Source organism: Microterricola viridarii (genome assembly GCF_001542775.1).
GTDB classification, from domain to species: Bacteria; Actinomycetota; Actinomycetes; order Actinomycetales; family Microbacteriaceae; genus Microterricola; species Microterricola viridarii_A.
Genome location: NZ_CP014145.1, coordinates 2,721,679 through 2,734,001, shown reverse-complemented (window position 1 = coordinate 2,734,001; position 12,323 = coordinate 2,721,679). Strand labels below are relative to the sequence as shown.

Genomic DNA, 12,323 nt, shown 5'->3' with positions numbered 1-12,323 from the left:
AAGGCACGTTCGTGACCACCAACATTCTGGAGATGCGCGGCATCACCAAGACGTTCCCCGGTGTCAAAGCACTCTCCAACGTCACGCTCTCGGCCGAACGCGGCGAGGTGCTCGCGATCTGCGGTGAGAACGGCGCGGGCAAGTCCACCCTCATGAAGGTGCTGAGTGGCGTCTACCCGCACGGCAGTTACACCGGCGACATCGTGTTCGAAGACGAGATCGTCGAGTTCAAGGACATCACCGATAGCGAGGCCAAGGGCATCGTCATCATCCACCAGGAGCTTGCGCTCAGCCCGTACCTCTCTATTGCAGAGAACATCTTCCTCAACAACGAGTTGAAGAACCCCTTCGGGCTGATCGACTGGAACAAGACCAACCACGAGGCGCAGAAGCTGCTCGCCCGGGTCGGCCTGAGCGACAACCCGACCACCCGCATCATGGACATCGGCGTCGGCAAGCAGCAGCTGGTCGAGATCGCCAAGGCACTCTCCAAGCGCGTCAAGCTGCTCATCCTGGACGAGCCGACGGCCGCCCTCAACGACGAGGACTCGGCCCACCTGCTCAACCTGATCCTGCACCTCAAGGGGCAGGGCATCACGTCGATCATCATCAGCCACAAGCTGAACGAGATCAAGAAGATCGCCGACTCTGTCACCGTCATCCGTGACGGCAAGACGATCGAGACGATCGCGAAGACGGATGTCACCGAAGAGCGCATCATCAAAGACATGGTCGGCCGCGACCTCGAGAGCCGCTACCCCGACCACACGCCGAACATCGGCGAGGAGCTGTTGCGCGTCGAGGACTGGACGGCGCACCACCCGCAGGACCAGAACCGCGTCGTCGTCGACAATGTGAACATCACCGTGCACGCCGGCGAGATCGTCGGCATCGCCGGGCTGATGGGCGCCGGCCGCACCGAGTTCGCGATGAGCCTGTTCGGGCGCAGCTACGGCACCAAGATCTCTGGCCGCGTGTTCAAGCGCGGCAAGGAGATCAAGACGCGCACCGTCTCGGAGGCGATCGGCAACGGCATCGCCTACGCGACCGAGGACCGCAAGACCTACGGTCTCAACCTCATCGAGGACATCAAGCGCAACATCTCGATGGCCTCCCTCGGCAAGCTCGAGAAGTGGGGGCTCGTGCACGACAACGAGGAGTACCGCGTCGCGAACGAGTTCCGCACGAGCATGAACATCAAGGCGCCGTCGGTGCTGGCCAAGACCGGCAAGCTCTCCGGTGGAAACCAGCAGAAGGTCGTTCTGTCGAAGTGGATCTACTCCGACCCGGACGTGCTGATCCTCGATGAGCCCACCCGCGGCATCGACGTCGGTGCCAAGTACGAGATCTACGCGATCATCAACAAGCTGGCGGCGGAGGGCAAGGGCATCATCGTGATCTCCTCCGAGCTGCCGGAACTGCTCGGCATCTCCGACCGCGTCTACGCGATCTCCGAGGGCCGCATCACGGGCGAGATGCCCATCGCGGAGGCCACACCGGAATCCGTCCTCAAACTCATGACCATGGAAAAGCCCCGCTAGCTCGGCGCTCGGGAATCTCAAGGAGACACAGACATGACAAAACTTGAAAACCGGCCGACCGACAACACGGTGGCGGCCAGCCAGGTTCACCCGGCTTCGAACAAATTCACCAACTGGCTCAGCCACGTGCTCGCCGACCTCGGCAAGAACGGCATCTTCCTGGCGCTCATCGCCGTGGTCGTGCTGTTCACGGTGCTGACCGACGGCATCCTGCTGCGCCCGCAGAACATCTCGAACCTGATCGTGCAGAACGGCTACATCCTCGTTCTCGCGATCGGCATGGTGATGGTCATCATCGCCGGCCACATCGACCTCTCGGTCGGCTCGGTCGCCGCCTTCGTCGGGGCCTGCTCCGGCGTCTTCGCGGTGAACTGGGGGCTGCCGTGGTGGCTTGCGATCGTGCTGTCGCTCGCGATCGGCGCCCTGGTCGGTGTGTGGCAGGGCTTCTGGATCGCCTACGTCGGAATCCCGGCGTTCATCGTGACGCTGGCCGGCATGCTGATCTTCCGCGGGCTCGCGCTCGTGGTGCTCGGCAACGCCAACATCGGCTCCTTCCCGGCGGAGTACCGCGCCCTCGGCAACGGATTCCTCACCGACGTGTTCGGCAAGTTCCCGATCGACCCGCTGACCATCGGCGTCGGCGTCATCGCCGTCGTCGCGCTGATCGTGCAGCAGGTGCGCACCCGCGCCGGCCGTCAGAAGTACGGCCAGGAGGTCGAGCCGCTCGCCTGGTTCGTCACCAAGCTGGTGCTCATCACGGCCGTGATCAGCGCGTTCGCCTACGCCCTCGCCTCGTACAAGGGCATCCCGATCACGCTGATCGTGCTCGCCGTGCTCGTCATGATCTACGGCATCATCATGAACCGCAGCGTCTTCGGTCGCCACATCTACGCGATCGGCGGCAACCGCCACGCGGCAGAGCTCTCCGGTGTCAAGGCGCGCCGCGTCGACTTCATGTTGTTCGTCAACATGGGCGTGCTCGCGGCCCTCGCCGGCCTGATCTTCACCGCCCGCCTGAACCTGGCCGGCCCGAAGGCCGGTGACGGCTTCGAGCTCGAGGCCATCTCCGCCGCCTTCATCGGTGGCGCGGCCGTGCAGGGCGGTGTCGGAACCATTGCCGGCGCCATCATCGGTGGTCTGATCATCGGTGTGCTGAACAACGGTATGTCGATCATGGGTATCGGCATCGAGTGGCAGCAGGCCGTCAAGGGACTCGTGCTGCTGCTGGCCGTCGCCTTCGACGTCTACAACAAGCGCCGCGCCGGCGGCGGCCGCTAGCCGCTCGCACCTCGCGGCACCCGAAAAGTCTCGCGGCCCCCGATTTATCGGGGGCCGCGAGAATTTTCACGTGCCGCGACTGTTGGAGTGGGCGATGGCCGCCGGCGCGGTGTTGTGCACAGGGCGAGTCGCCGGAGGGGTTGTGCACACGCTGGCAGACAGCGGATGCCGTTGGCCGCGGCATCCGGAAGCATGCTCGCATGATCGAAACCATTGAGTTGCTCAGCGCCCTCGGCGACGGGCTGATCACGAGATCTGCTTTGCGCTCGGCTGGGCTGAGTTCCGAGCGGATCGTGCAGTGCCTTCAGCGGGGTCTGTTGCGGCGGGTGAGGCCTGGCGTTTATGTATCGGGACCGCTCTGGGCGGCGCTCTGGCCCGAACAGCAGCACCGGCTACTCGTGCGAGCGACGCTGCTGCTCGCCGAACGGGAGTGGGTCGTCTCGCACCTCTCTGCTGCGGCGATGCATGGGCTGGGGACGATCGGAGGCTGGCCGTCGACTGTGCATGTGAGTGATCCGGAGGCGAGGGGTGGGGCCTCCTCAGCCCACATCACGGTGCATCGCGGAGCCCCCGGACCTGACACCGTTCTGATCGACGGCATTCTCGTTACCTCGCTGCCGCGCACGCTCGCCGACGTCGCCGCGAGCGAGCCCTTGAGCCGAGCAGTTCCCGCCATCGATGCCGGTCTGCGCATGGTGCGCGAGAGCGCGGGGACGTCGGGTGCGGCGCAGGGCCTCGCGTGGCGGAGTGCAGAGATGGGTTCGGCACAGTCGGTGGCGGAGGAGGGAATGCGTGACCACGTGCACGCCGAGCTGGAGCGAGCCGCTCCACGACGGGGGTATCGGCAGGCGGAGCTTGCGATTGCGTTCGCGAGTGGACTTGCGGGCAGCGTGGGTGAGAGTCTCACCCGCGTGCGGTTCCATGAGCACGGATTCGAGATTCCCGAGCTGCAGGTGACGCTCGCGCGCTCCGATGCGGGCGAGGCCGATCTCGACTTCCTCTGGCGCGGCATCCGAAAAGCCGGCGAGTACGACGGCAAGTTCAAATACACGCGCGGCGCCATCGTCAAGCCTGGTCAGGATCCCGGAGAGATTGTCTTCTCCGAGAAACGACGTGAAGACGCGCTGCGGCCGCAGCTTAACTCGATGACACGCTGGGTATGGGACGTCGTGTTCCCTCCACTGGCATTCCTCCGCTTCACCAGGGAAGCGGGGGTCCCGCTCGCATCACCGGTGCGAGGGCGCCGCGGTGAGAGCACACGGAGTCGCTTCGTCGTCGGCTGAGGTCGCAGACGCACGCCTCCGCACGCATCCGCTCGTCGCGGCCCCCGAAAAGTCTCGCGGCCCCCGATCTATCGAGTGCCGCGAGACTTTTCGAGGGCCGCGAGCGTGCACGGATGGCGGTGCGGGGGCGGTCCCGGGCCGCGAAAAGGGGTGTCAGAGGGTGGGTGCAAGGTGGCCATAGCAGCACAACATCTTGTGGTCGGCGACATCCGGAAGCGACACGCCGGTGAGCTTTCCACAGGAAAACTGCTTCCCAAATGGGGGCTGTGGATAAGCCTCGCGAGAGGCGCGGAAACAGGCCGAACTGCATCGCCCGACATGTTGACAACCGGTGAGTAACCGGTGGATAACTACATAAATGTAACTACATCATCTAGTGGCTGTTCCTATCTGCTGGCACTAGATGTAGTATTGAGGAGTCGGGGGATAAGCCCAGACTTCGTACTCAAAAAGGGGAAATCGATGACTGTAACGGTCTACACCAAGCCTTCGTGCGTGCAGTGCACGGCGACGTACCGTGCCCTCGATAACCAGGGTATTGAGTACGAAATCCTCGACCTCTCGGTCGACGAGAAGGCTCTGGAAGCCGTGAAGGAATTGGGCTACCTGCAGGCCCCCGTTGTGATCACCGATGAGGACCACTGGTCCGGCTTCCGGCCCGACAAGATCTCGGAGCTCGCCGCGCGCCTCGCCTAGCGATAACAGGGCGGATGCCGCGCACGCGCGGCCCCACCCACACCGCCGCCTCGGCGGCATCCGTGCGCCCATGCGAAAGCTCGCACAGGCACGCACCACAACGTAACAACCCATTCGGCATACCGAGAGGGGTCGAGTCCCATGGCCAATCTGGTCTATTTCTCAAGTGTCTCGGGCAACACGCACCGATTCATGGAGAAGCTCGGCCAACCGGCTGAGCGCATCCCGCTCTACGCCAAAGATGCACCGCTGCACGCAACCGAGCCCTATGTTCTCGTCGTTCCCACCTATGGGGGCGGCGACGGGAACGGGGCCGTGCCCAAGCAGGTGATCCGGTTCCTCAACGACGAGAACAACCGGGCGCTGCTGCGCGGCGTGATCGCGGCAGGCAACACCAATTTCGGCTCGGCCTACGGCCTGGCCGGAGACATCATCGCGGCCAAATGCAAAGTGCCGCAGCTCTACAGATTTGAAGTATTCGGAACACCGGACGATGTGAACATCGTCCACGAAGGATTGGACTCGTTTTGGTCGGAACAAATGGCGACAGCGTCTCACTGATGGAGGCACCGCGCACCGGGATGGATTACCACTCCCTGAACGCGATGTTGAACCTGTACGGCCCGAACGGAGAAATCCAGTTCGAGAAGGACCGCGAGGCTGCCCGGGAGTACTTCCTGCAGCACGTGAACCAGAACACGGTGTTCTTCCACTCGCTGCGCGAGCGTCTGGACTACCTGGTCGAGAAGGAGTATTACGAGCCTGCCGTGCTCGACCAGTACTCGTTCGAGTTCATCACCGCGCTGAACGACCTCGCCTACTCGAAGAAGTTCCGCTTCGACACGTTCCTCGGTGCGTTCAAGTACTACACGAGCTACACGCTGAAGACCTTCGACGGCAAGCGCTACCTCGAGCGCTTCGAGGACCGCGTCGTGATGACCGCCCTCGGCCTGGCCGCCGGCGACGAGAAGCTTGCCACCAACTTGGTCGAGGAGATCCTCGCGGGTCGCTTCCAGCCGGCCACCCCCACCTTCCTGAACTCGGGCAAGGCACAGCGCGGCGAGCTCGTCTCCTGCTTCCTGCTGCGCATCGAAGACAACATGGAGTCGATCTCTCGCGGCATCAACTCCTCGCTGCAGCTCTCCAAGCGCGGCGGCGGCGTGGCCCTGCTACTCTCCAACATCCGTGAGGCCGGCGCCCCGATCAAGCAGATCGAGAACCAGTCCTCCGGCATCATCCCCGTGATGAAGCTTCTCGAGGACAGCTTCAGCTACGCCAACCAGCTGGGTGCCCGCCAGGGCGCCGGTGCCGTCTACCTGCAGGCGCACCACCCCGACATCATGCGCTTCCTCGACACCAAGCGTGAGAACGCCGACGAGAAGGTGCGCATCAAGACGCTCAGCCTCGGCGTCGTCGTTCCCGACATCACGTTCGAGCTGGCCAAGAACGACGAGGACATGTACCTGTTCTCGCCGTACGACGTCGAGCGCGTCTACGGTGTGCCGTTCGCCGACATCTCGGTTACCGAGAAGTACCGCGAGATGGTCGACAACCCGGCGATCAAGAAGTCCAAGATCAAGGCCCGCGAGTTCTTCCAGACCCTCGCCGAGATCCAGTTCGAGTCCGGCTACCCGTACATCATGTACGAGGACACCGTCAACGCTGCGAACCCCATCAAGGGCCGCATCAACATGTCGAACCTGTGCTCCGAGATCCTCCAGGTCAACACGCCGACCACGTACAACGAGGACCTCTCGTACGACAAGATCGGCAAGGACATCAGCTGCAACCTCGGTTCGCTGAACATCGCCTTGGCCATGGACTCGCCCGACTTCGGCAAGACCATCGACACCGCCATCCGCGGCCTCACCTCGGTCTCGAACCAGAGCCACATCAGCTCGGTTCGCTCGATCGAAGATGGCAACGACAAGTCGCACGCCATCGGCCTGGGCCAGATGAACCTGCACGGCTACCTCGCCCGTGAGCGCATCTACTACGGCAGCGAAGAGGGCATCGACTTCACGAACATCTACTTCTACACGGTGGTGTTCAACGCCCTGAAGTCGTCGAACCAGATCGCGATCGAGCGCGGCGAGACCTTCGACGGTTTCGCCGACTCGAAGTACGCCTCGGGTGAGTTCTTCGACAAGTACACGGATGCCGAGTGGCTGCCTTCCACGGAGCGCGTTGCCGAGCTGTTCGCCAACTCGGCCGTGCACATCCCGACGCAGGACGACTGGCGCGAGCTGAAGGCCTCCATCATGGAGCACGGCATCTACAACCAGAACCTGCAGGCCGTGCCGCCGACCGGCTCGATCAGCTACATCAACAACTCGACGGCATCCATTCACCCGATCGCCGCGAAGATCGAGATCCGCAAGGAGGGCAAGCTGGGCCGTGTGTACTTCCCGGCTCCGTTCATGACGAACGACAACCTGGACTACTACCAGGACGCCTACGAGATCGGTGCCGAGAAGGTCATCGATACGTACGCCGCCGCCACGCAGCACGTCGACCAGGGGCTGTCGCTGACGTTGTTCTTCAAGGACACCGCCACCACGCGCGACATCAACAAGACCCAGATCTACGCGTGGCGCAAGGGCATCAAGACCATCTACTACATCCGCCTGCGCCAGATGGCTCTCGAGGGCACCGAGGTTGAGGGTTGCGTGAGCTGCGCGCTCTAAGCGCGCCGAACGCCCTCTGACCGGCATCCCTCGAATCTCAAAGGAATCACAATGACTCTCACCGACAAGGTCAACTCGGCCCAGAACGATCCCGCCCACCAGGGCAAGATCAAGCTGGTCAGCCACGTCAACGCCATCAACTGGAACAAGATCCAGGATGAGAAGGACGTTGAGGTCTGGAACCGTCTCGTCAACAACTTCTGGCTGCCCGAGAAGGTGCCGCTCTCCAACGACATCCAGTCGTGGGCGACGCTCACCCCCGAAGAGCAGCTGATGACGATGCGCGTGTTCACGGGTCTGACCCTGCTCGACACGATCCAGGGCACCGTCGGCGCCGTGTCGTTGATTCCGGATGCCATCACTCCGCATGAGGAGGCCGTCTACACGAACATCGCCTTCATGGAGTCGGTGCACGCCAAGAGCTACTCGTCGATCTTCTCGACGCTCTGCTCCACGAAGGAGATCGACGAGGCGTTCCGCTGGTCGACCGAGAATCAGAACCTTCAGAAGAAGGCTCAGATCATCATGAACTACTACCAGGGTGATGACCCGCTGAAGCGCAAGGTCGCCTCGACCCTGTTGGAGTCGTTCCTGTTCTACTCCGGCTTCTACCTGCCGATGTACTGGTCTTCGCGTGCGAAGCTCACCAACACCGCCGACATGATCCGCCTCATCATCCGTGACGAGGCCGTGCACGGTTACTACATCGGCTACAAGTTCCAGAAGGGTCTCGAGAACGAGACCGAGGAGCGTCGCCAGGAGCTGAAGGACTACACCTTCAACCTCATGTACGAGCTCTACGAGAACGAGGTGCAGTACACGCAGGACCTCTATGACGGAGTCGGCCTGACCGAGGACGTCAAGAAGTTCCTGCACTACAACGCCAACAAGGCGCTGATGAACCTGGGCTACGAGCCGATGTTCCCGAAGACGGTCACCGACGTGAACCCGGCGATCCTGTCGGCGCTCTCGCCGAACGCGGACGAGAACCACGACTTCTTCTCGGGCTCGGGCTCGAGCTACGTCATCGGCAAGGCCGTTGTCACGGAAGACGAGGACTGGGACTTCTAGTGCCGGCGCCTGAAGAGGTTCGAGATCGCGGGTCGGTTGGGCCCATCGACATTGATGGTAAGTCGGCCTACGTTTCGTTCTGGGTAGATTCCACCCTAGACGGGACCCTCATCGAGCCAGGTAACTGGTATTCCGTCCAAAATGGGAACGGGTGCAGGTACGGATTTGTCCATGAGCCGCTGGCGGGCCCGTTTCGTTCTCTGAAGGCGATCGATGGCGAGTTGCGCTTGGTGCTCTTGGCGGGGGACTTTCACCTAGCGATTCGCGCCGTTGTGAACGAACCGGCATCGGACACGCGCTAACAGATTCTCGTGAAGCGATCCGGCGTCGGAGGGCACGGACGCTCCGACGCCGGAGCGGGAGCGACATCCGCAGATGCGTTGTTCGAGCTCCGCGATCCGACGACTACACACGAGCGAATTCTTCTACGCAAGGAGCAGGTGAACGATGCCAGAAAGTCTGATGGCAGCCTTGGCCGCTGGTCTCACGACGATCGTCTTCTTGGCGGGATTCGCGTCCGTTCGATTGCGGGCCCAACGGGATCGAGCTTTGGGGCGCTCCGACACGATCACAAATGAGCTTGCGCGACGGAGTGCGGCGGGAAACCTGCTTACTGATCGTGACGTTGAGCGCACATCAGATGCCTACGCTGACGCCGCTGTACTTGATCCGATGGGAAAGTACACCGTAATTCTGAACTGGCTCGTCGTTGCGCTGATGGCCGCCCTAGCTGTTCTGGCCGGCCTTCAGTCCGGTCGCCCGCTATCACCCAATCCGCTCATCTGGTCTGTGGACAGTTGGGCTTTGCTGTTCGTCCTCGCCATTGCGGTTTCAGTCGCTGCAGTGGGTACCGCAGAATATCGATGGATAGGGAAAGACCTCGCTGATCGATTGGGTGCGAGTGTGATCGGCATAGTTCGAAAAGCAATCGCCCATCGTCGCAATGGAGAGCATGCGGAGGCCCTGATTGAAGTAAACAGGTTAGCCGCCGATCTAGAATCCTGGCCCTGGGTCTACGCGTTTCGGTCGCAACTCTATGCGGCCCAAGAATCGCACGACGAAGCGATACGCGAGATGGACAGGGCCATTCTCCTCGAGCCTCGGAACCGTTGGTACAGAATCGCGCGCGCAGAGCTACTGCTCGACTGTGATGACGCAATGAAGGCGTTGGCCGACCTCGAGTCGATCAAAGATGGCCTGCCCGAAGAACCTGCAGTCTTTCGGCTTATGGGTAGTGCCTTGTACGGAGCCGGCAGGCGGGAAGAATCGTTGCGATTCTTCAGTAGGGCTATCGAACTCGATCCGAAAGACTACGACCTTCGAATTGGCCGGGCAAAGGCGCTGGCTGACACAGCAAACACGGATGAGAGTGTGAGCCCTTCCGCCGCGCTGCGGGTGATTCTCCTTGACGAGGGTGGGCGCATTGCTGTCAAAGCGGTTGCATCGAAGGGACGCGAGAGACTCACGGCAAACGACCTAGACGCCGCGCTCGAAGACTTCGGCCTAGTTCTCGCGCACGATCCGGATAATTTGGAAGCGCTCACTTTGAGGGGTTTTGCGCTGATGAAGAGCGGCGATGTCGCCGGGGCCGAGGCTGATTTTGGCGCAGCGCTAGCGCATGGAGTTAGGCCAGGGTACGTGAAGTACAACATGGCTCGTTCGTATAGAAACGCTGGCGACCTTGTGCGCGCAGAGGAACTGTTTGGCGAGTCGCTGCGGCATGAAATCAAGTTCAACACCCATTTTCAGCGTGGGCTCACCCGGGCTTCGCTGGGGTCTCACGCTGGCGCACTTGAAGACTTGGACGCCGCGCTAGTGCTTCGCCCGGGAGATCGACATGCGATGTCGCATCGTGCGGTTGAACTCGCACGAGTGGGGCGAACGTTAGATTCAGACGAACAGTTCCGGGAAGTTGAGCGTCTTCAGCCGGACGACAAGCACAACATCTCCCTGTGGATTGAGCAGTTGATTGCTAGAAACGAACCCGCGCAAGCAATTGAAGTTGTTGCCCGTGCAATCGTGGAGAATCCGACTAGCGGTGATCTCTATGCTCTGCGAGGGCGGGCCCACATCGCTCTACGGCAGTATCAGACTGCACTTGAGGACTTGACGTTGGCGCATGATTTTGGGGCAGATCGGACCCTCGTGGCCCTCGACCGCGCCCGCTGCTTTAGCGAATCTGGGAGTACATCTGAGGCGGCCAGCGTGCTCAGCCTCGTCGCCGACCTCTCGTCGCCATACCAGTACGCGGCATTGGCGACCCGTGCCACGATGAGACGCAAACTGAGGGACTTTGAGGGCGCATTTGACGACTACTCACGCGCGATCGATCTCGATGCGACGAACTCGAGGCTGCTAGTGGGCCGTGCCTGTCTCCTGATGGAAGAGAAACGCTTTGCCGAAGCGATCATTGATCTCGATGAGGCGCTCGAGATCGATCCTTCAAGTGAGGAGGCGCTGTTCCACAGAAGCGAGGCGCGAGCGAGAAGCGGGGATTCGAGTGGCGCAGTCGCCGACCTTGACCGTCTGGTCGAAGGCGGAGCACCTCCCCGCCGCACGAGCTATCTTCGAGGCAGCATAAGCTTCAACCTTGGGGACTGGCTCGACGCAAGCTCTCATTTTCGGACGGCGCTGGATGCGGAAGACGGACCTAAGAAGTATGAAGTGATGTCTTCACTCGCTGCCGCCTATGACAATATGGGCAACTTTGGAGATGCCGAAGCCCTCTTTCGTCAAATTGTCGGCTCCAACCCGAGCCCTGAGAAGAAGCTCATGCTGGGCATCGCGATTAGTCAGCAGGGGCGTGAGGGCGAGGCGCGAGCAGCGTTCAGTGAGGTGCGCAAGTCGCTCGGTGCCGACTCGGAACTCATTTTCCAGCGATCCGTCCTGCCCGGGCTGCTACTCGAAGAAGCGCGAGTGCGGGCTGATTGGGAGTCAACTAGCTAGGTCGAGGGCGTTCACACGCGTCTGCATACCTTTCATTGGCCTTCGGTTCCACCCGGACGAGCTATCCAACAATCGGGTCTGTCAGTCGCTCCAACCCCTCAATAGAAATGTGCTGAGTTCGCCGAGGTCCGCGAGCCCAGCCTCGGTGCTCTTCACGGTGCCGCTCTTCGCAGCGGAGGGCTGCTTCCGGCACGATCCGCGCGTGCTCGGCGCGGTAGGGATTCGCCAGGGCGAGTGCGGCGGGGCCCTGCCAGCATGGGCCGCGATCGCCAACTGCGCTCCTGGAGCTCGACTGGGCGGACCGCAGTCTGGACCCGGGCATTCGAGGTCAGCTTTCTCGTCGTTGACGTTGACGCGGGCTCTCACGAATGCCGTCGAAGTTTCGTAGCCGAGTGCCTCAGGCGGTGCCTCGCGCTCGCGCCGCCAAGAGTGTTGCGTCCAGCGGTCGACTTTGGTGAGTTCCTCGGCCGCCCTGGCACGTTCCCGCTGCCCTGCTGCGGGCTACTCGAAGATGGGCGTCAGGAAGCGGCGCTCGTAGCGGCGGATGCACTGCGTGCGCTTGGCGAACTCGAACGCTGCGATGCACTCCGGGTCGGAAGCTGCCGCAATCCGGTACTGCTCGTAGGTGGCGAAGGAATCAAAGCTGAAGAGCGCAAACGCCTCGTCGCTATCGCCCTCGCCGGGGAGGAAGTAGCCGTGGTGCGTGCCGCCGAACCTGTTGACGAGCCGGATCCATTCCTGGCCGTATGCGCGGAAATCGTCGAGCTTGTCGGCATCGATCTCGTAGCGGAGGTGGATAGTGATCATGGGCCGTCTCTCTG

General features: G+C 62.0%; 9 protein-coding genes. 8 read left to right on the top strand and 1 reads right to left on the bottom strand.

What is annotated here, in order from left to right:
• Positions 1–11: 11 nt before the first annotated feature.
• The 8 genes from mmsA (at position 12) to AWU67_RS12490 (ending at position 11,502) form a co-directional block, all read left to right on the top strand.
• Entirely contained in the window at positions 12–1,541 is a 1,530-nt protein-coding gene (gene mmsA / locus AWU67_RS12530; RefSeq protein ID WP_067229583.1) for a multiple monosaccharide ABC transporter ATP-binding protein, read from the top strand.
• 33 nt (positions 1,542–1,574) lie between these two features.
• Positions 1,575–2,819, top strand: coding sequence for a multiple monosaccharide ABC transporter permease (mmsB, locus tag AWU67_RS12525; RefSeq protein ID WP_067229579.1), 1,245 nt, complete (start codon positions 1,575–1,577; stop codon positions 2,817–2,819).
• Positions 2,820–3,019: 200 nt separating this feature from the next.
• Positions 3,020–4,102: a type IV toxin-antitoxin system AbiEi family antitoxin domain-containing protein gene (locus tag AWU67_RS12520; protein ID WP_067229577.1), complete on the top strand. Its 1,083-nt coding sequence runs from the start codon at positions 3,020–3,022 to the stop codon at positions 4,100–4,102.
• A 462-nt stretch (positions 4,103–4,564) separates the two neighbouring features.
• Entirely contained in the window at positions 4,565–4,798 is a 234-nt protein-coding gene (gene nrdH, locus AWU67_RS12515; protein ID WP_067229574.1) for a glutaredoxin-like protein NrdH, read from the top strand.
• A gap of 141 nt (positions 4,799–4,939) precedes the next feature.
• Positions 4,940–5,359 (top strand): class Ib ribonucleoside-diphosphate reductase assembly flavoprotein NrdI, encoded by a 420-nt coding sequence (nrdI, locus tag AWU67_RS12510; RefSeq protein ID WP_067229571.1) that lies wholly within the window; start codon positions 4,940–4,942, stop codon positions 5,357–5,359.
• Positions 5,359–7,485, top strand: a complete 2,127-nt coding sequence (gene nrdE / locus AWU67_RS12505; protein ID WP_067229568.1) for a class 1b ribonucleoside-diphosphate reductase subunit alpha — start codon at positions 5,359–5,361, stop codon at positions 7,483–7,485. Before nrdI ends, nrdE begins: the two co-directional genes overlap by 1 nt.
• A 51-nt stretch (positions 7,486–7,536) precedes the next feature.
• The gene (gene nrdF / locus AWU67_RS12500; RefSeq protein ID WP_067229565.1) at positions 7,537–8,556 is read left to right on the top strand and encodes a class 1b ribonucleoside-diphosphate reductase subunit beta; all 1,020 of its coding nucleotides are present in this window, start codon (positions 7,537–7,539) and stop codon (positions 8,554–8,556) included.
• A gap of 672 nt (positions 8,557–9,228) precedes the next feature.
• Entirely contained in the window at positions 9,229–11,502 is a 2,274-nt protein-coding gene (locus tag AWU67_RS12490; RefSeq protein WP_160329753.1) for a tetratricopeptide repeat protein, read from the top strand.
• A 501-nt stretch (positions 11,503–12,003) separates the two neighbouring features.
• On the opposite strand, the gene AWU67_RS12485 is transcribed toward AWU67_RS12490, so the two are convergent.
• On the bottom strand, positions 12,004–12,309 hold the full coding sequence (locus AWU67_RS12485; protein WP_067229557.1) for an NIPSNAP family protein: 306 nt from the start codon (positions 12,307–12,309) through the stop codon (positions 12,004–12,006).
• Between the last annotated feature and the right edge of the window lie 14 nt (positions 12,310–12,323).

Excerpts from the sequence above, each read along its gene's own strand:
- nrdF (WP_067229565.1), top strand. The coding sequence starts at position 7,537 with ATGACTCTCACCGACAAGGTCAACTCGGCCCAGAACGATCCCGCCCAC.
- AWU67_RS12520 (WP_067229577.1), top strand. The coding sequence starts at position 3,020 with ATGATCGAAACCATTGAGTTGCTCAGCGCCCTCGGCGACGGGCTGATC.
- nrdH (WP_067229574.1), top strand. The coding sequence starts at position 4,565 with ATGACTGTAACGGTCTACACCAAGCCTTCGTGCGTGCAGTGCACGGCG.
- AWU67_RS12490 (WP_160329753.1), top strand. The coding sequence starts at position 9,229 with ATGGGAAAGTACACCGTAATTCTGAACTGGCTCGTCGTTGCGCTGATG.
- nrdI (WP_067229571.1), top strand. The coding sequence starts at position 4,940 with ATGGCCAATCTGGTCTATTTCTCAAGTGTCTCGGGCAACACGCACCGA.
- mmsB (WP_067229579.1), top strand. The coding sequence starts at position 1,575 with ATGACAAAACTTGAAAACCGGCCGACCGACAACACGGTGGCGGCCAGC.
- AWU67_RS12485 (WP_067229557.1), bottom strand. The coding sequence starts at position 12,309 with ATGATCACTATCCACCTCCGCTACGAGATCGATGCCGACAAGCTCGAC.
- nrdE (WP_067229568.1), top strand. The coding sequence starts at position 5,359 with ATGGAGGCACCGCGCACCGGGATGGATTACCACTCCCTGAACGCGATG.